Origin of the sequence: Burkholderia thailandensis E264 (assembly GCF_000012365.1) — a bacterium.
Lineage (GTDB): Bacteria > Pseudomonadota > Gammaproteobacteria > Burkholderiales > Burkholderiaceae > Burkholderia > Burkholderia thailandensis.
In genome coordinates, this window is record NC_007651.1 from 2630238 (window position 1) to 2648432 (window position 18195).

The following is an 18195-nucleotide window of genomic DNA, read 5'->3' on the forward strand; positions in this document are numbered from 1 at the left end:
GGGGGGCGGGCGACGCGAGCACGGGGCAGCATTCGCTGGGCGTGACAGGGCGGAAGTTACGCACGCACGCCGACCCGATACTTCGTCGTCTGCCGATACGTGCCCCCGGGCCGCAACACGACGCCATCGCTCAGGCCGGCCATGTTGATCTGATTCGGAAACCCGCCGGCCTCGAGGCACAGCGCCGCGTGGCGCACGCAGCGCGCGCCGTCGCGCACGCGCAGCCCGTGCAGATGATTGCCCGTGTAGCATTGCAGCCCCGGCTGGTCGGTCGATACCGTCAATTCGCGCCCGCTCTCGGGATCGTACACACACGCGACGGGCCGAACGCCTCGCATCCCGGCGCCGCTCAGCACGTAACAGTGGTCGAAGCCGCCCGCCCGCGCGAGCTGCGCGTGCGGCCAGTCGAGCCGCGCGCCAAGCGGCGCGCAGTGCCGAAAATCGAAGGCGGTGCCGGTCACGCCGGCGGCGCCCGTCGGGATCAGCGCATCGTCGACCTCGAGGAACGCGTCGGCGTCGATCGTCAACAGATGGCCGCGTATGTCGCCGCCCGGGCGTCCGCTCAGGTTGAAATAACTGTGATTCGTCAGGTTGAGCGGCGTGGGCGCGTCGGTCGCGCCGGTGTAATCGATCGTCAGCGTGCCGTCGTCGTCGAGCGTGTAGCGCACCTGCACCGTCACGTTGCCGGGGAAGCCCGCGTCGCCTTCGGGCGACTCGAGCCGCAGCACAAGGCCGCCGCAGTCGTCGATGACTTCCCAGCGCGCGCGGTGAAAGCCGCTCGCGCCGCCGTGCAGCAGATTGCCGTTCTCGTTGCGATCCAGCGCGTGTTCGACGCCGTCGAGCGTGAAGCGCGCGCCCGCGATGCGGTTCGCCCAGCGGCCGATCGTCGCGCCGAGGTAGGCCGCCGATTCGACGTAATCGGCCGGCGCGTCGTGCGCGAGCACGATGTCGGCGAAGCTGCCGGTGCGGTCGGGCGCGAGCCACGACACGACCGTCGCGCCGAGATCGCTGACGACGACGCGCACGCCGTCGGCATTGCGCAGCGTGTAGCGGCGCACCGGATCGCCGCCGGGCAGCGTGCCCCACGGCTCGGACGGCACGCGGGCAGGGCCGGGAGCAAGGCGAGAAGTGCGAGTGTCGGGGTCGATGTGCATGGGGAGAATCGGTTCGTGGACGGTCGTCTTCACCGCGCGGACGCGGCGCGTTCCTGATATTCGCGCGGCGTGCAGCCGAGTTCGCGGCGGAACACCGCGTGCATGTACTGCAGCGACGTGAACCCGCAGCGGATTGCCACCTCGGCGCTCGACGCGTTGCGGCCCGCGAGCAGCGCCTGCGCCGCTTCGAGTTTGTGGCGCAGGATTTCCTGGTGCACGGTGCGCTGCAGCTCACGGCGAAAGTGCTCCTCGAGCAGCGAGCGCGACACGCCGACGTAGTCGGCCACCTGCTCGGTCTTGATGCGCTGGCACGCGTACTGGCGGATGAAATGGCGCGCGCGCATCACGTGCGGACTCGCGAGCGGCAGGTGGCGCGTCGATTCGAGCACGTTGATCCCGACGGGCGGCACGAGGATGCGCCGCCCCGGAAAACGCGCGCCGCCCAGCATCTGATGCAGCAGATGCGCGGCGGTGCGGCCCATCTCCTCGGTGCCCTGGATCACCGACGAAAGCGGAATGCGCGTGAGCGTGCGCGTGAGCGGATCGTTGTCGATGCCGACGATCGCCACCTGCTCGGGCACCGGGATGCCGGCGATCAGGCACGCCTGCAACAGATGCCGCGCGCGCGCGTCGGTCACGGCGATCACGCCGATCGGCTTCGGCAGCGCATGCAGCCAGGCCACCAGTTGCTCGATCGCGTGATTCCACGCCGACGCGCTCGTCGACAGCCCGCGGTAGATCGGCGCATCGAGCCCGTCCGCGCGCGCGAGCCTGTCGAACGCGCGTTCGCGCTGTTCGGCCCAGCGGTTGTGCTGCGCGACGGGCAGGCTGTACATCGCGAAGCGCGGCAGCCCCGCGGCGATCAGATGTGTGTAGGCCAGCGACACGAGCTTCGCGTTGTCGGTCGCGATGTACGGCAGGCCGTCCGGGTACTGCGCCGGGTCTTCGTACGACGAGCCGACGGCGACGATCGGCAGCGGCGAGCCGGCGAGCGCGGCGGCGACGGCCGGGTCGTCGAAGTCCGCGATGATGCCGTCGCCGTCGAAGCGCTCGATGCCGGCGAGCCGGCAGCGGAAGTCGTCTTCGAGGAACAGGTCCCACGCGACGCGCGTCGAGCGCAGGTAATCGCCGATGCCGCTGATGATCTCGCGGTCGTAGACCTTGTTTGCATTGAACAGCAGCGCGATGCGGTGCGGCGTCTGGGCGGAAGGGGCGCGGTTCATCTCGATCTCGAGGCGTGCGCCGCGGGCGGCGCCGTGCCGGTGTTTCCGACGGGGCGCGGGCGATGCCGCGCGGCCGTCGGGCTGCGGCCATTGTAGGACGGGATGCGCGCCGCGCGCGTGAGGCTGGCAAGAAACGTTACGCGCGCTGCGCAATTTCGCAATTGCCGGCGCGAGGGCGCGCGAGCACGATCCAGCCAGACCGAATTCGGCCCCGCACGTCACGGCGACGCGCGTTGCGCCGCAACAAGACCGGTCCTGAATGGAGACGCCATGTCGTATTTCGAACACATTCCCGCGATTCGCTACGAAGGCCCGCAATCGGACAATCCGCTCGCGTACCGGCATTACGACCGCACGAAGCGGGTGCTCGGCAAGACGCTCGAGGAGCACCTGCGGATCGCCGTCTGCTATTGGCACACGTTCGTGTGGCCGGGGCAAGACGTGTTCGGCCAGGGCGCGTTGCGGCGGCCGTGGCAGCAGCCGGGCGAGCCGCTCGAGCGCGCGCGGCAGAAGGCCGATGCGGCGTTCGCGTTCTTCACGAAGCTCGGCACGCCGTTCTATACGTTTCACGACACCGACGTCGCGCCGGAAGGGGCGAACCTGCACGAGTACGTCGAGAACTTCGCGCGGATGGTCGACTACCTCGGCGAGCACCAGCAGGCGAGCGGCGTGCGGCTGCTGTGGGGCACCGCGAACCTGTTCTCGCATCCGCGCTTCGCGGCCGGCGCGGCGACGAGCCCGAATCCCGATGCGTTCGCGTGGGCGGCGACCCAGGTGTGCCACGCGCTCGACGCGACGCACCGGCTCGGCGGCGAGAACTACGTGCTGTGGGGCGGCCGGGAAGGGTACGAGACGCTGCTCAACACGGATCTCGCGCGCGAGCGCGAGCAATTGGCCAGGTTTCTGGCGATGGTCGTCGAGCACAAGCACCGGATCGGCTTCACCGGCGCGCTGCTGATCGAGCCGAAACCGCAGGAGCCGACGAAGCACCAGTACGACTACGACGTCGCGACCGTGCACGGCTTGCTCACGCAATACGGATTGCAGAACGAGATCCGCGTGAACATCGAGGCGAACCACGCGACGCTCGCCGGCCATTCGTTCCATCACGAGATCGCGAACGCGTTCGCGCTCGGCGTGTTCGGCAGCGTCGACGCGAACCGCGGCGATCCGCAGAACGGCTGGGACACCGACCAGTTCCCGAACAGCGTCGAGGAGCTGACGCTCGCGTTCTACGAGATCCTGCGCCACGGCGGTTTCACGACGGGCGGCATGAACTTCGACGCGAAGGTACGGCGCCAGAGCGTCGATCCGGAGGACCTGTTTCACGGCCATATCGGCGCGATCGACGTGCTCGCGCTCGCGCTCGAGCGCGCGGCCGTGCTGGTGGAGAACGACCGGCTCGACGCGCTGCGCCGGCGCCGCTACGCGCAATGGGATTCGGAGTTCGGCCGCAAGATACTCGCGGGCGGTTATTCGCTGCAGTCGCTCGCGGCCGACGCGCTCGCGCGCGGCGTGAACCCGCAGCACGCAAGCGGCGCGCAGGAGCGGCTCGAGAACATCGTGAACCAGGCGATCTACGCGTTGCGCTGATTCGAGGTTCGCCGGGCTCGCCCCGGCCGCCGGCGTTCCGCGGGCTCGAACCCGCAGGCGCAGCCCGCGCCGCACCGGCCGGCCGCCGCAGGATTCGCCTGGCCGCTGATGGCCCCTGATGGCCGATTCCGGCCGCGCGGCGCAGCGCCGCGCGCTGACACGGGCGGCGCATGCCGGTTGCTGCCCGCCGTTTCGTGCGTTCGTCCAACAAGAGAGGAGAGCAGACATGAGATCCGTCACGCGTCGTACCGTATTGAGTTCGCTTGCCGGCGCCGCGGCGCTGGCGGCGCTGGCGCTCGCCGCGCCGCTCGCGCACGCGAGCAAGGACAAGCCGGAGATCGGCTTTTGCATCGACGACCTTCGCGTGGAACGCTGGTCGCGCGACCGCGATTATTTCGTCGCGGCCGCGACGAAGCTCGGCGCGAAGGTGTCGGTGCAGTCGGCGGACGCGAGCGAGGAGCGGCAGATCTCGCAGATCGAAAACCTGATCTCGCGAGGCGTCGACGTGATCGTGATCGTGCCGTTCAATTCGAAGACGCTCGGCAACGTCGTCGCCGAAGCGAAGAGGGCGGGCATCAAGATCGTGTCGTACGACCGGCTGATCCTCGACGCCGACGTCGACGCGTACATCTCGTTCGACAACGTGAAGGTCGGCGAGCTGCAGGCGCGGGGCGTCTACGACGCGAAGCCGAAGGGCAACTACTTCCTGCTCGGCGGCGCGCCCACCGACAACAACGCGAAGATGCTGCGCGAAGGACAGTTGAAGGTGCTCAAGCCCGCGATCGACCGCGGCGACATCCGGATCGTCGGCCAGCAGTGGGTGCCCGAATGGAGCGCGTCGACCGCGCTGCGCATCGTCGAGGATGCGCTGACCGCGAACGACAACAGGATCGACGCGATCGTCGCATCGAACGACGGCACCGCGGGCGGCGCGATCCAGGCGCTGGCCGCGCAGCATCTCGCGGGCAAGGTGCCGGTGTCGGGGCAGGACGCGGATCTCGCCGCGCTCAGGCGCGTGATCGCCGGCACGCAGACGATGACTGTCTATAAACCGCTGAAGCTGATCGCAAGCGAAGCCGCGAGGCTCGCCGTGGATCTCGCGAAAGGCACGAAGCCCGCGTACAACGCGCAATACGACAACGGCAAGAAGAAGGTCGATACGGTGCTGCTGCAGCCGACGCTGCTGACCAAGCGCAACGTCGACGTCGTCGTGAAGGACGGCTTCTACACGCAGGCGCAACTGGCGGGCCAGTAACGGCGACTCGCGCGCGGCCGGCCTCGGCTCGGGCCGCGCGCACACTGCGAGGCATGAACGTATGACCGAACCCTTGCTGACGATGCGCGGCATCGTCAAGGATTTCGACGGCGTGAAGGCGCTCGACGGCATCGACCTGACCGTGCGGCCCGGCGAGTGCGTGGGCCTGTGCGGCGAGAACGGCGCAGGCAAGTCGACGCTGATGAAAGTGCTCTCGGGCGTCCATCCGCACGGCACGTGGGACGGCGAGATCCATTGGGAGGGCGCGCCGCTCGTCGCGTCCGGCGTGCGCGACACCGAGCGCGCGGGCATCGTGATCATCCACCAGGAACTGATGCTCGTGCCCGAGCTGTCGGTCGCGGAGAACATCTTCCTCGGCAACGAGATCACGCTGCCCGGCGGCCGCATGCATTACGCGGCGATGGTCCGGCGCGCGCACGAACTGCTGCGCGAGCTGCGGATCGATGCGATCAACGTCGCGCGGCCGGTGATGGATTACGGCGGCGGGCACCAGCAACTGATCGAGATCGCGAAGGCGCTGAACAAGCGCGCGAAGCTGCTGATTCTCGACGAGCCGTCGTCGTCGCTGACCGCGGCGGAGACGCAGGGCCTGCTCGACATCGTGCGCGACCTGAAGCGGCGCGGCGTCGCGTGCGTCTACATCTCGCACAAGCTCGAGGAGGTCGAGGCCGTGTGCGACACCGTCACCGTGATCCGCGATGGGCGCCATGTCGCGACGGAGCCGATGCGCGCGCTGAGCACCGAGCGGATCATCGCGATGATGGTCGGCCGGGAGATCCGCAACCTGTATCCGCGCGAGCCGCACGAGATCGGCGACGTCGTGCTGGAGGCGCGCAACGTGACCTGTCACGACGTGACGAACCCGCGCCGCAAGCGTGTCGACGACGTGTCGTTCAGCGTGCGGCGCGGCGAGATCCTCGGCGTCGCGGGGCTCGTCGGCGCGGGCCGCACCGAACTGATGCAGGCGATCTTCGGCGCGTATCCGGGAGCGTGCGCGGCGAGCGTGCTGATGAACGGCCGGCCGCTCGCGATCCGCTCGCCCGCCGACGCGATCCGCGCGGGCATCGCGATGGTGCCCGAGGACCGCAAGCGGCACGGGATCGTCCCGCAGCTGGGCGTCGGCCACAACATCACGCTGTCGGTGCTGCAGCGCTTCGCGACGCGCGGGCGGATCGACGCGGCGGCCGAGCTCGACGCGATCCGCGCCGGGATGCAGCGGCTGTCGGTGCGCGCGGCGCACCCATTTCTGCCGATCGCGGGCCTGTCCGGCGGCAATCAGCAGAAGGCGGTGCTCACGAAGATGCTGCTGACCGATCCGCAGGTGCTGATCCTCGACGAGCCGACGCGCGGCGTCGACGTCGGCGCGAAGGCCGAGATCTACCGGCTCGTGTTCGCGCTCGCCAGGCGCGGCGTCGCGCTCGTCGTCGTGTCGTCGGAGCTGGCCGAGGTGCTCGGCCTTGCCGACCGCGTGCTCGTGATCGGCGAAGGCGAAGTGTGCGGCGATTTCGTCAACGACGGGCTCACGCAGGAACAGATCCTCGCCGCCGCGCTGAAGAGCCGGCGGCGCCGCGCCGAACCCACCGCAGCGAGTGCGACATGAATACCGAACTGTCTTCCGCCCCGGCGCGTGCGCGCGCAGCCCGCGGCCGCCGCGCTCGCGGCCTGCCGTCGCGCCGGCTGTTCGCGCGCTACAAGGTCCTCGCGCTGCTGCTCGCGGTCGCGGCGATCTGGGCGTTCTTCTCGGTGCTGACCGACGGCGCGTTCGTCACGCCGCGCAACGTGTCGAACCTGCTGCGGCAAATGTCGATCACCGGCATGCTCGCGTGCGGGATGGTGTTCGTGATCATCGCGGGCGAGATCGATCTGTCGGTCGGCTCGCTGCTCGGGCTGCTCGGCGGCGTCGCGGCGATCCTCGACGCGAACCGCCGCTGGCCGGTCGCCGCGACGGTGCCGGCGGTGCTCGCGCTCGGCGTGGCGATCGGGCTCTTCAACGGCTGGTGGTCGACCTACCGGCGCGTGCCGTCGTTCATCGTCGGCCTCGGCGGGATGCTCGCGTTCCGCGGGATACTGCTCGGCGTGACGGGCGGCTCGACGATCGCGCCGGTATCGGACGGCTTCGTGTTCATCGGGCAGGGCTATCTGCCGCGCGCGGCCGGCGACGCGCTCGCGCTCGCGCTGTTCGCGTTCGTCGTGCTGCTCGTCGTGCGGCAGCGCGGCAACCGGCGGCGCTACCGGCTCGCGGTCGCGCCGCCGTGGCAGGACGTCGCGAAAATCGCCGGCGCGGGCGCGGTACTGTTCGCGTTCGTCGCGACGCTCGACCGCTACGGCGGCATTCCGGTGCCCGTGCTGCTGCTGCTCGCGCTGCTCGGCGCGTTTTCATGGGTCGCGACGCAGACCGTGTTCGGCCGGCGCATCTATGCGGTCGGCTCGAACCTCGAGGCGACGCGCCTCTCGGGCATCGACACGGACCGCGTGAAGCTCGCGATCTTCGCGCTGATGGGGCTGATGTGCGCGTTCGCGGGCCTCGTCAACACCGCGCGGCTTGCCGCCGGCTCGCCGTCGGCGGGCGCGATGGGCGAGCTCGACGCGATCGCCGCGTGCTTCATCGGCGGCACGTCGATGCGCGGCGGGTCCGGCACCGTTTATGGCGCGCTGATCGGAGCGCTCGTGATGGCGAGCCTCGACAACGGCATGTCGATGCTGGACGTCGACGCGTACTGGCAGATGATCGTCAAGGGCGGGGTGCTGGTGCTCGCGGTGTGGATCGACGTGGCGTCGCGGTCGAACCGGCGGTGACGCCGCCGGCACGCCTGTTGCGCGCCGGGGTTTTTATACCCATGCCGATAAGGATATCGGCCGAATCCAAATTTTCATTGGGCGGTTATCGGCCTTGTCCCTAGACTGATCCGGGGTCTGCGCACATCCGATCGGCCGGCGCCGCCGGCGGCGCAACCCCGAACCGCGCTCGCGTCACGGAAAAACAGAACAGCGAGAGAGCCGGCGCCGCGGCGAACGACAACATCATTGGAGACGACCATGACATGCATCAGGACGCTTGCGGCCGGCGCGATCGTTGCCGCGACGACGTGGCTGGCCCCCGGCGCTTTCGCGCAGCAAAAGCCGATCACGCTCGGGTTTTCGCAAGTCGGCGCGGAGAGCGCGTGGCGCACCGCGAACAGCGTTTCGGTGAAGAGCGCGGCGAAGGACGCCGGCATCAACCTGAAGTTCTCGGACGCACAGCAAAAGCAGGAGAACCAGATTCGCGCGATCCGCTCGTTCATCGCGCAGAAGGTCGACGTGATCGCGTTCTCGCCCGTCGTCGAATCCGGCTGGGAACCCGTGCTCAGCGAAGCGAAGGCGGCCCACATTCCGGTGATCCTGACCGATCGCGCGGTCGACGTGAAGGACCCTTCGCTGTACGTGACGATGATCGGCTCCGACTTCCTCGAGGAAGGCCGGCGCGCGGGCCGCTGGCTCGAGGAGCGCTACAGGAACGATGCGGGCCCGATCAACATCGTCGAGCTGCAGGGCACGGTCGGCTCCGCGCCGGCCAACGATCGCCGCGCGGGCCTGCTCGAAGTGATCCGGAACAATCCGAAATTCAAGATCATCGCATCGCAAAGCGGCGATTTCACGCTCGCCGGCGGCAAGCAGGTGATGGAAGCGTTCGCGAAGACCTACGGCAAGCGAATCAACGTCGTGTACGCGCACAACGACGACATGGCGCTCGGCGCGATCCAGGCGATGGAGGAGGCGGGGATGAAGCCGGGCAAGGACGTGAGCGTCGTGTCGTTCGATGCGACGAAGGGCGGCTTCCAGGCGATGGTCGCGGGCAAGATCAACGTCGACGTCGAATGCAGTCCGCTGCTCGGCCCCCAGTTGATGAGCGCGGTGAAGGAGGTGGTCGCCGGCAAGCCGCTGCCCAAGCGCATCGTGACCGACGAGACGGTGTTTCCGATGAGCGTCGCCGCGCAAGTGCTGCCGACGCGCAAATACTGAGGCACGCGGCGCGGGCGGCATCGCGCCGGTCGACATCCCGCCGTTCGACATCTTTTTCGCAGGAGCGCGCATGACGCATTCGCCGGCAGTCGAGATGATCGACATCGACAAGGCATTTCCGGGCGTCCGCGCGCTGCGGCGCGTGTGCTTTCGCCTGTTTCCGGGCGAGATCCACGCGCTGATGGGGCAGAACGGCGCGGGCAAGTCGACGCTGATCAACGTGCTGACCGGCGTGCAGGCGCACGACGCCGGCGAGATCCGCGTCGGCGGCCGGCCCGTGCGCTTCGCCGCGCCGCGCGAAGCCGAGGCGGCGGGCATCCGGACGCTCTACCAGGAAGTGAATCTGTGCCCGAACCTGTCGGTCGCCGAGAACGTCTTCGCCGGCCGGCAGCCGATGAAGCGCGGCGCGATCGACTGGAAGACGATCCATGCGCGCGCGCGCGACGCGCTCGCCGATCTGAAGCTGTCGATCGACGTCACGCGCTCGCTCGACGCCTATCCGATCGCGGTGCAGCAGATGGTCGCGATCGCGCGGGCCGTGTCGGTCGACGCGCGCGTGCTGATTCTCGACGAACCGACGTCGAGCCTCGACGACGGCGAGGTCGAGCGGCTGTTCGACGTGTTGCGCCGGCTGAAGGCGTCGGGGATCGCGATCCTGTTCGTCACGCATTTTCTCGAGCAGACCTATGCGGTCTCCGACCGGATCACCGTGATGCGCAACGGCGAGCGCGAAGGCGAGTATCTCGCGCGCGACCTGCCGGTCGACACGCTCGTCGCGAAAATGACGGGACGCGAGCGGATGTCCGACACGCTGCGGGCGGGGGCGCTCGCGCGCGAGCCCGGCGCGCGCGCGCCGTTCCTGTCGATGCAACGCGTCGGCCGGCGCGGGATGATGCATCCGTTCGATCTCGACATGCGGCCGGGCGAGATCCTCGGCCTCGCCGGCCTGCTCGGCTCCGGCCGCACGGAAACCGCGCGACTCGCGTTCGCGGCGGAGCGCACGGACACCGGCGCGATCGAGATCGACGGCGCGCGCGCGCGGCTTGCGTCGCCGCGCGACGCGCTCAGGCGCGGGATCGCTTACTGCCCGGAAGACCGCAAGAAAGAGGGGATCGTCGCCGCGCTGTCGATCCGCGAGAACATCGTTCTCGCGCTGCAGGCGCGGCGCGGCTGGTGGCGACTGATCGGCCGCGCGCGCCAGCGCGAGATCGCCGACGCGTACATCGAGCGGCTCGACATCAAGGCGCGCGACGCGGAGCAGCCGATCGGCCTGCTGTCGGGCGGCAACCAGCAGAAGGTGCTGCTCGCGCGCTGGCTCGCGACGGCCCCGAAGCTGCTGATTCTCGACGAGCCGACGCGCGGGATCGACGTCGCCGCGAAATTCGACATCATGGAGCGCGTGCTCGCGCTGTGCGCGAAAGGGCTCGCGATCCTGTTCATCTCGTCGGAGATCGGCGAGGTGGTGCGCGTGAGCCACCGGATCGCGGTGCTGCGCGACCGGCGCAAGGTCGCGGAACTTGCGGGCGACGACGTATCGGAGGAGCGGATCTACCGGCTGATCGCGGGAGGCGAGTCATGACGCGAATGCGGACACTGCTGCGCCACCCGCTCGTATGGCCGGCGCTGACGCTCGCGCTGCTGTTCGCGCTCGACGTCGCGCATCGCCCGGGATTCCTGTCGATCAAGCTGCTCGACGGTCATTTGTTCGGCGCGCCGATCGACATCCTGAACCGTGCGGCGCCGCTCGTGATCGTGTCGCTCGGGATGACGCTCGTGATCGCGACACGCGGGATCGACATATCGGTCGGCGCGATCGTCGCGATCGCCGGCGCGGCTGCGGCGATCGTGCTCGACGCGGACCCGTCGCGCATCGGCGCGGCGCTCGCCGCCGCGGCGGGCGTCGGCGTCCTCGCGGGCGCGTGGAACGGCGCGCTCGTCGCGTTCGTCGGGATGCAGCCGATCATCGCGACGCTGATCCTGATGGTCGCCGGCCGCGGCGTCGCGCAATTGCTGACGGGCGGCCAGATCATTCCGATCGGCGCGCCCGGCTACCTCGCGCTCGGCGGCGGCTATCTCGCGACGGTGCCGTGCTCGGCATGGATCGCGATCGCGACGATCGCCGCAACGGCGCTGCTCGTCGATCGCACGGCGCTCGGCCTGTTCATTCGCGCGATCGGCGTGAACCCGGTCGCGACGCGGCTTGTCGGGCTGCGATCCGGCGCGGTCGTATTCAGCGTCTATCTGTGCTCGGGCGTGATGGCCGCGATCGCCGGGGTCCTCGCGAGCTCGAACGTGCGCAGCGCCGACGGCAACAACGCGGGCCTGCTGCTCGAGCTCGACGCGATCCTCGCGGTGACGCTCGGCGGCACGTCGCTGCTCGGCGGCCGCTTCAGCCTCGCGGGCACCGTGCTCGGCGCGCTGATCATCCAGACGCTGACCTACACGACGTATTCGATCGGCGTGCCGCCGGAGGCGACGCTCGTCGTGAAAGCCGCCGTCGTGATCGTCGTGACGCTGATCCAGGCGGACGCGGCGCGCGCGCTCGTCGCGCGGTGCGCGTCGCGGCTGACGGCCTTCGCGCGCTCGCGCGCAACCACGGGAGCGACCCCGCGATGAAGAAGCGCCTTGGCCGGCTCGCCGACCCGCGCGCGCTGCCGATTGTCGTGACGATCATGCTGTTCGCCGCGCTGTTCGGATTCGGGTCCGTGAGGTACGCGGGATTTTTCTCGATGCAGGTGCTGACGGGGCTTCTCGTCGACAATGCGTTCTTGCTGATCGTCGCGATCGGGATGACATTCGTGATCGTGTCGGGCGGCATCGACCTATCGGTCGGTTCGGTCGTCGCGCTGACGACGATCTTCTGCGCGGTGGGCGCCGAGCGGCTGCACTGGCCCGCATGGATCATCGTGCCGCTCGTGCTCGCGTTCGGCGCGCTGTACGGCGCGGCGATGGGCGCACTGATTCATTTCTTCCGGCTGCAGCCGTTCATCGTCACGCTGGCCGGCATGTTTCTCGCGCGCGGCGCGTGCTTTCTCATCACGACGCAGTCGATCACGATCGACGAGCCGACCTTCAGCGCGATCGCGGCGCTCAGCGTGCCGATCGCCGGCGGCGCGCTGAGCGCGGGCGCGCTGATCGCGCTCGCGACGCTGGCCGCCGCGATCTACGTCGCGCATTTCACGCGTTTCGGTCGCAACGTCTACGCGGTCGGCGGCAACGAGCGCTCGGCGCTGCTGATGGGGCTGCCGGTCGCGCGCACGAAGGTCGGCGTCTATGCGCTGAGCGGTTTCTGCTCCGCGCTCGGCGGCGTCGTGTTCACGCTGTACGTGCTGTCGGGCTACGGGCTGCAGGCACAGGGCATGGAGCTCGACGCGATCGCGGCGACCGTGATCGGCGGCACGTTGCTCACGGGCGGCGTCGGGTACGTGATCGGCTCGGTGTTCGGCGTCGGCATACTCGGCACGATCCAGGTGCTGATCACGTTCGACGGAACGTTGAGCTCGTGGTGGACGCGGATCGTGATCGGCGCGCTGCTGTGCGTGTTCTGCGTGTTGCAGCGGGTCATCGAGCGGCACGCGGCGCGGCGGCGCACGGGAATGAAGCGGGGCGCGGCGGAGACGGGCGGGGCGCGGGCCGTCCCCGATGTTTCAATGCAAGCGTGGAGCGTCGAGGCGACGCGGATACGGCGCTGAGACGGAGAGGTGGGTCCGCGCTCGCGAACGGCAACATCGTTCGTGGCGGACACCGTCGGCGCTCAATTCGGCTGGACACAGTGCCCATTGCCGCGCCGATCTTAGGGCAATGCTGATCAAGCCGTGTAAACGCGACTGATCGCGATGCCGCCCAGATCCAGACCTGCATCGTGCATCTGATCCGCAATTCGCTGAATCGGGCGAGCTGGAAGGACCGCAAGCCGCTGGCTGCCGCGATCAAGCCCATCTACCAGGCCGCCTCGGCCGAGGCGGCAGCAGCGGCGCTCGACGCTTTTGCGCAGAGCGAATGGGGTCGCAAATTCCCTACCGTCGCGGCCATGTGGCAGCGCCAATGGGAACAGAGGACGTGTCAGGAATTTCGTGTGCTGAGGCCGGTTAAAGGTCTCAGTTGATGGCGGAGGTGAATCGCTCGCCGAACAGAATGGCGAACTGATTAACTGCTTGCCGCCAAGTGATAGGCGGCATCTTCCAATCCTTTTCGATGTTGCGCAAGGCCAGATACAGCAGTTTGCTGTCGGCTTCGTCGCTCGGGAAGTGGCCGCGGTTCTTGACGATCTTGCGCAACTGCATGTGCATGCTCTCGATAGCGTTTGTCGTATATACGATTCGACGCACCTCCGGCGGATAGGCAAAGAAGGGAATCACCTGTTCCCATTGGCGCTGCCACATGGCCGCGACGGTAGGGAATTTGCGGCCCCACTCGCTCTGCGCAAAGGCGTCGAGCGCCGCTGCCGCCGCCTCGGCCGTGGCGGCCTGGTAGATCGGCTTGATCGCGGCAGCCAGCGGCTTGCGATCCTTCCAGCTCGCCAGATTCAGCGAATTGCGGATCAGATGCACGATGCAGGTCTGGATTTGGGCGGCCGGATAGACCGCCTCGATCGCTTCGGGGAAGCCGCGCAACCCATCGACCACCGCGATCAGGATGTCGTGCAAGCCGCGGTTCTTCAGCTCGGAGCCTGTCAGATTTTTAGTGTGCTGAGGTCATGAGACGATAACGGAATTAACGTCCTATGACCGATGCAACAGTGAGCAAGAAGAGCAAGAATCCGAAGGCACCAAAGCTGTTTCCCGATGAGCTGATCGATCAGTTGCTTGCCCAGGTTCAGGGCAAGGATGCCGAGTCGATCCTGGGCGAATCGGGGCTGGCCGGCCAGCTCAAGAAGCAACTGGCCGAGCGCATGCTCGCGGCCGAGTTGAGCCACCATCCGGCAGCCGAGACCGAGCAAGGCAGGGCCGGTAACCACCGCAACGGCACCAGCGCCAAGACGGTCCTGACGCCCAACGGCGAACTGAAGCTGGATATTCCGCGCGATCGACAGGCGACGTTTGAGCCGCAGTTGGTTGGCAAGTACCAACGCCGGCTGCCAGGCTTCGACGACCACGTGATCAGCATGTATGCGCGCGGCATGAGCGTTCGCGAGATTCAGGGCCATCTGCTGGAACTGTACGGGTTGCAGGTGTCGCCCGACCTGATTTCGACGGTCACCGACGAGGTGCTGGCCGACGTCGAACAGTGGCAGCAGCGCCCGCTCGAAGCCATGTATCCGATTGTGTACTTCGACGCGCTGCGGCTGAAGATCCGCGACGAAGGCACGGTCAAGAACAAGGCGGTCTATCTGGCGCTGGGCATCCGCGCCGAGGGCCGCAAGGAAGTACTGGGTTTGTGGATCGAGCAAACCGAAGGCGCCAAGTTCTGGCTGAAGGTCTTCAACGAGCTGAAGAACCGCGGCTTGCACGACATCCTGATCGCGGTGGTCGATGGGTTGCGCGGCTTCCCCGAAGCGATCGAGGCGGTCTATCCGGCCGCCCAAATCCAGACCTGCATCGTGCATCTGATCCGCAATTCGCTGAATCTGGCGAGCTGGAAGGATCGCAAGCCGCTGGCTGCCGCGATCAAGCCGATCTACCAGGCCGCCACGGCCGAGGCGGCGGCAGCGGCGCTCGACGCCTTTGCGCAGAGCGAGTGGGGCCGCAAATTCCCTACCGTCGCGGCCATGTGGCAGCGCCAATGGGAACAGGTGATTCCCTTCTTTGCCTATCCGCCGGAGGTGCGTCGAATCGTATATACGACAAACGCTATCGAGAGCATGCACATGCAGTTGCGCAAGATCGTCAAGAACCGCGGCCACTTCCCGAGCGACGAAGCCGACAGCAAACTGCTGTATCTGGCCTTGCGCAACATCGAAAAGGATTGGAAGATGCCGCCTATCACTTGGCGGCAAGCAGTTAATCAGTTCGCCATTCTGTTCGGCGAGCGATTCACCTCCGCCATCAACTGAGACCTTTAACCGGCCTCAGCACACGAAATTCCTGACACGTCCTCAGCTCGTTGAAGACCTTCAGCCAGAACTTGGCGCCTTCGGTTTGCTCGATCCACAAACCCAGTACTTCCTTGCGGCCCTCGGCGCGGATGCCCAGCGCCAGATAGACCGCCTTGTTCTTGACCGTGCCTTCGTCGCGGATCTTCAGCCGCAGCGCGTCGAAGTACACAATCGGATACATGGCCTCGAGCGGGCGCTGCTGCCACTGTTCGACGTCGGCCAGCACCTCGTCGGTGACCGTCGAAATCAGGTCGGGCGACACCTGCAACCCGTACAGTTCCAGCAGATGGCCCTGAATCTCGCGAACGCTCATGCCGCGCGCATACATGCTGATCACGTGGTCGTCGAAGCCTGGCAGCCGGCGTTGGTACTTGCCAACCAACTGCGGCTCAAACGTCGCCTGTCGATCGCGCGGAATATCCAGCTTCAGTTCGCCGTTGGGCGTCAGGACCGTCTTGGCGCTGGTGCCGTTGCGGTGGTTACCGGCCCTGCCTTGCTCGGTCTCGGCTGCCAGATGGTGGCTCAACTCGGCCGCGAGCATGCGCTCGGCCAGTTGCTTCTTGAGCTGGCCGGCCAGCCCCGATTCGCCCAGGATCGACTCGGCATCCTTGCCCTGAACCTGGGCAAGCAACTGATCGATCAGCTCATCGGGAAACAGCTTTGGTGCCTTCGGATTCTTGCTCTTCTTGCTCACTGTTGCATCGGTCATAGGACGTTAGTTCCGTTATCGTCTCATGACCTCAGCACACTAAAAATCTGACAGGCTCGGAACAGGTGATTCCCTTCTTTGCCTATCCGCCCGAGGTGCGTCGAATCGTATATCCACGCCGACATGAATCTTCATGCCGAAATACCACTGCTGGCCTTTACGCGTCTGATGCATTTCAGGGTCCCGCGCTTTCTCCCTGTTCTTCGTCGAAGAAGGCGCGCCGATCAGCGTGGCATCCACAATCGTGCCGCTCTTGAGCTTTGCTCCGCGTGCCTGCAACACCCGGCCGACCTCTGCGAAGATTCGCTCGCCCAGTTTGTGCTCTTCCAGCAGGTGCCGGAATTTGAGCAGCGTCGTCGCGTCCGGAACGGTTTCGCTGCCCAGGTCAATGCCCACAAAACGGCGCAGGCTGAGGCTGTCGTACAGCGCCTCTTCACACGCAAGGTCGGCAAGGTTGAACCAGTGCTGCACAAAATGAATTCGCAACATGCTCTCCAGCGCGATTGGCGGCCGACCGTTGCCGCGTTTCGGGTAATACGGCTCGACCACCACGCACAGTTCGGCCCACGGCACGAGCCTGTTCATCTCATCGAGAAAAGCCTCACGTCGCGTAGGTTTGCGCTGTGCTCTGAATCCCGCGCATTGATCGACCGCCATCGCCGGTGTCAGTTGTTTCATCGTTTTTGCTTTTACCGTCGCATGTCCACGCTATAACGCATGACAGCCATAAGTGGTGGACTTGATCAGCATTGCCTTAACGGAAATAGCTCACGTTGACGCCCGGAACAGGCGTGAGAAAAAGAAAAGCCCGGCGATCGTTCGCAGCGATCCCGGGCCGAGATCAACATCGGATATACGAGGTATCCAACGTGGATGCAGCCATTGTAGGACAGGAAGCGCGTTCGTTCCAAAGTCTGCTGAACGAAGCCGGTTCGATGCAGGCGCTGAATCACTCACGCCTTGACGGCGCGTCGGCGGTCCAGTGCTCGGACTATTCGCCGTTCAGCGATGAATACATCGTGCGCACACAACGTTTCGAAGACGGGCAGCAGGAAGTTGTAGCGTTCAGCGTGGCCGTGCAGCGCCACTTTCACGAGCTGCGCTTGCGGCCGCGTGGCCTTCGTGGGAAGCGTGTGGCTCTGGAGGGCGAGACGGAAGACGATGTAGCCGCGAAGTCGGACAAGTCGCTTCGTACGTCGATCGAGCGATCGAAGCGGATGATTCGTAAGCGCTGCAAGGCGATCCGCGCCGATCGTATGTTGACGCTCTCGACACGGGCGAACGAGACCCGGATCGAAGTGTGGGCGAAGTGGTGGGATGAGTTCCGGCGACGGCTGAACAAGTTGCAGGATTTCCATTACGTGGCAGTGCTCGAACGTCAGCAGCGCGGCGCGTGGCATATCCACGTGGCCGTGAGCGGTCGGCAGAACTGGAAGCTGTTGCGCTCGATCTGGCTCTCGGTGATCAGCAAGGCGGGTACTGACGGCGCGGTGAATGACAGCACGCGTGGCTTCGGCAAGAACGGCTTTTTTCGGCGGATCGGCGGCAAGGGGCGGGCAATGCGGCATCGGATTGCGACGTACATCACAAAGTATGTTGGCAAGGATGCGGACGCGTCGACGTTCAATAAGAAGCGATATCGGACGAGCAAGGGCATTGTTGTGCCGGAGACGACGACCTATGCGCACTTGGGCTCGGAGGCGGGCGCGATGGATGCGGTTGTGGCTGCGCATCGGTGCGTGCTTGAGAACGGCGCGACGTGCGACGGGGCGCAGTTCTATTGGAATCAGGGAGTGGGGGTGTTCTGGATGGCGACGGGGAACGTTGAGGGCTGACTGAGTGACACGAACTGGCGCGAAGTACTCTCGGCGCCCGAGAAGGTCTTACAATAGGTCAACCAAAATTAGGGGAAGCATATGCTTACGGTGACTTTACCCGCCGAGCTGGAAATCGCCATCATGACAGCGGCGCATCGGTCGGGCCAATCTGTTGATGAATACGCGGCGGCGGTTTTCGCTGACGCCTTGTCGCTCGAACTGGATCGTGCGCGGCTGGATTCGTACATTGCTGGAACGCCGGGTCGGGCCGAGGGGCTTGAGTGAAGGCTGCGTCACTCTGGTGAATCAGCAGGACTTCGTAAAGCTTCGAGCCGCCCTCAAGGCAACGCCCATAATCAGCGTGCCCGGTTTCGCCGGGCACGCATATGG

13 protein-coding genes and 4 pseudogenes are annotated in these 18195 nt (G+C 66.6%); 12 read left to right on the plus strand and 5 right to left on the minus strand.

Annotated features, from left to right (window positions below; translation table 11 throughout):
• Positions 1-56: 56 nt before the first annotated feature.
• Both BTH_RS24110 and BTH_RS24115 read right to left on the minus strand, forming a co-directional pair.
• Positions 57-1154 carry an aldose epimerase family protein gene (locus tag BTH_RS24110; protein ID WP_025369357.1) on the minus strand — a complete coding sequence of 366 codons (1098 nt, stop codon included), beginning with the start codon at positions 1152-1154 and terminating at the stop codon, positions 57-59.
• 29 nt (positions 1155-1183) lie between these two features.
• A complete protein-coding gene (locus BTH_RS24115) occupies positions 1184-2377 on the minus strand; it encodes a XylR family transcriptional regulator (protein WP_009891029.1) in 1194 nt (397 codons plus the stop codon).
• A 270-nt stretch (positions 2378-2647) separates the two neighbouring features.
• On the opposite strand from BTH_RS24115, the gene xylA reads away from it, so the two are divergent.
• From xylA to BTH_RS32020, 9 genes and pseudogenes are all read left to right on the plus strand, one after another.
• Positions 2648-3970 carry a xylose isomerase gene (gene xylA, locus BTH_RS24120; RefSeq protein WP_009891030.1) on the plus strand — a complete coding sequence of 441 codons (1323 nt, stop codon included), beginning with the start codon at positions 2648-2650 and terminating at the stop codon, positions 3968-3970.
• Between the two features lie 226 nt (positions 3971-4196).
• The gene (xylF, locus tag BTH_RS24125) at positions 4197-5225 is read left to right on the plus strand and encodes a D-xylose ABC transporter substrate-binding protein (protein WP_011402331.1); all 1029 of its coding nucleotides are present in this window, start codon (positions 4197-4199) and stop codon (positions 5223-5225) included.
• 61 nt (positions 5226-5286) lie between these two features.
• On the plus strand, positions 5287-6846 hold the full coding sequence (xylG, locus tag BTH_RS24130) for a D-xylose ABC transporter ATP-binding protein (RefSeq protein ID WP_009891034.1): 1560 nt from the start codon (positions 5287-5289) through the stop codon (positions 6844-6846).
• Entirely contained in the window at positions 6843-8042 is a 1200-nt protein-coding gene (locus tag BTH_RS24135; RefSeq protein WP_009891036.1) for a sugar ABC transporter permease, read from the plus strand. Before xylG ends, BTH_RS24135 begins: the two co-directional genes overlap by 4 nt.
• A 240-nt stretch (positions 8043-8282) precedes the next feature.
• A complete protein-coding gene (locus BTH_RS24140; RefSeq protein WP_009891038.1) occupies positions 8283-9245 on the plus strand; it encodes an ABC transporter substrate-binding protein in 963 nt (320 codons plus the stop codon).
• A 70-nt stretch (positions 9246-9315) separates the two neighbouring features.
• Positions 9316-10824 (plus strand): sugar ABC transporter ATP-binding protein, encoded by a 1509-nt coding sequence (locus BTH_RS24145; protein WP_009891040.1) that lies wholly within the window; start codon positions 9316-9318, stop codon positions 10822-10824.
• Entirely contained in the window at positions 10821-11861 is a 1041-nt protein-coding gene (locus BTH_RS24150; protein ID WP_009891042.1) for an ABC transporter permease, read from the plus strand. Before BTH_RS24145 ends, BTH_RS24150 begins: the two co-directional genes overlap by 4 nt.
• Positions 11858-12937, plus strand: a complete 1080-nt coding sequence (gene yjfF / locus BTH_RS24155) for a galactofuranose ABC transporter, permease protein YjfF (RefSeq protein ID WP_011402332.1) — start codon at positions 11858-11860, stop codon at positions 12935-12937. The genes BTH_RS24150 and yjfF overlap by 4 nt, the downstream gene beginning before the upstream one ends.
• A 146-nt stretch (positions 12938-13083) precedes the next feature.
• Positions 13084-13299 (plus strand): annotated as a pseudogene (locus tag BTH_RS32020) (transposase); the annotation flags it as partial.
• Between the two features lie 43 nt (positions 13300-13342).
• On the opposite strand, the pseudogene BTH_RS24160 reads toward BTH_RS32020, so the two are convergent.
• Positions 13343-13912 (minus strand): annotated as a pseudogene (locus tag BTH_RS24160) (IS256 family transposase); the annotation flags it as partial.
• A gap of 56 nt (positions 13913-13968) precedes the next feature.
• Between BTH_RS24160 and BTH_RS24165 the strand changes: the two are divergent.
• Entirely contained in the window at positions 13969-15237 is a 1269-nt protein-coding gene (locus BTH_RS24165) for an IS256 family transposase (RefSeq protein WP_011402335.1), read from the plus strand.
• A 37-nt stretch (positions 15238-15274) separates the two neighbouring features.
• Here BTH_RS24165 and BTH_RS24170 read toward each other — a convergent pair.
• Together BTH_RS24170 and BTH_RS24175 are read right to left on the minus strand one after the other, a co-directional pair.
• A pseudogene (locus BTH_RS24170) lies at positions 15275-15988 on the minus strand (IS256 family transposase); the annotation flags it as partial.
• 111 nt (positions 15989-16099) lie between these two features.
• Positions 16100-16666, minus strand: a pseudogene (locus BTH_RS24175) (IS5 family transposase); the annotation flags it as partial.
• A gap of 257 nt (positions 16667-16923) precedes the next feature.
• On the opposite strand from BTH_RS24175, the gene BTH_RS24180 reads away from it, so the two are divergent.
• Both BTH_RS24180 and BTH_RS24185 read left to right on the plus strand, forming a co-directional pair.
• Positions 16924-17823, plus strand: coding sequence for a rolling circle replication-associated protein (locus BTH_RS24180; RefSeq protein ID WP_009891053.1), 900 nt, complete (start codon positions 16924-16926; stop codon positions 17821-17823).
• An 81-nt stretch (positions 17824-17904) separates the two neighbouring features.
• Positions 17905-18090: a hypothetical protein gene (locus tag BTH_RS24185; RefSeq protein WP_009891055.1), complete on the plus strand. Its 186-nt coding sequence runs from the start codon at positions 17905-17907 to the stop codon at positions 18088-18090.
• Positions 18091-18195 lie beyond the last annotated feature (105 nt).

What these genes read in the sequence shown, in the direction of transcription:
- BTH_RS24145 (WP_009891040.1), top strand. Translation starts at nt 9,316, where the DNA reads ATGACGCATTCGCCGGCAGTCGAGATGATCGACATCGACAAGGCATTT.
- BTH_RS24140 (WP_009891038.1), top strand. Translation starts at nt 8,283, where the DNA reads ATGACATGCATCAGGACGCTTGCGGCCGGCGCGATCGTTGCCGCGACG.
- BTH_RS24110 (WP_025369357.1), bottom strand. Translation starts at nt 1,154, where the DNA reads ATGCACATCGACCCCGACACTCGCACTTCTCGCCTTGCTCCCGGCCCT.
- BTH_RS24115 (WP_009891029.1), bottom strand. Translation starts at nt 2,377, where the DNA reads ATGAACCGCGCCCCTTCCGCCCAGACGCCGCACCGCATCGCGCTGCTG.
- BTH_RS24185 (WP_009891055.1), top strand. Translation starts at nt 17,905, where the DNA reads ATGCTTACGGTGACTTTACCCGCCGAGCTGGAAATCGCCATCATGACA.
- BTH_RS24165 (WP_011402335.1), top strand. Translation starts at nt 13,969, where the DNA reads ATGACCGATGCAACAGTGAGCAAGAAGAGCAAGAATCCGAAGGCACCA.
- BTH_RS24135 (WP_009891036.1), top strand. Translation starts at nt 6,843, where the DNA reads ATGAATACCGAACTGTCTTCCGCCCCGGCGCGTGCGCGCGCAGCCCGC.
- BTH_RS24180 (WP_009891053.1), top strand. Translation starts at nt 16,924, where the DNA reads ATGCAGGCGCTGAATCACTCACGCCTTGACGGCGCGTCGGCGGTCCAG.
- yjfF (WP_011402332.1), top strand. Translation starts at nt 11,858, where the DNA reads ATGAAGAAGCGCCTTGGCCGGCTCGCCGACCCGCGCGCGCTGCCGATT.
- xylA (WP_009891030.1), top strand. Translation starts at nt 2,648, where the DNA reads ATGTCGTATTTCGAACACATTCCCGCGATTCGCTACGAAGGCCCGCAA.
- BTH_RS24150 (WP_009891042.1), top strand. Translation starts at nt 10,821, where the DNA reads ATGACGCGAATGCGGACACTGCTGCGCCACCCGCTCGTATGGCCGGCG.
- xylG (WP_009891034.1), top strand. Translation starts at nt 5,287, where the DNA reads ATGACCGAACCCTTGCTGACGATGCGCGGCATCGTCAAGGATTTCGAC.
- xylF (WP_011402331.1), top strand. Translation starts at nt 4,197, where the DNA reads ATGAGATCCGTCACGCGTCGTACCGTATTGAGTTCGCTTGCCGGCGCC.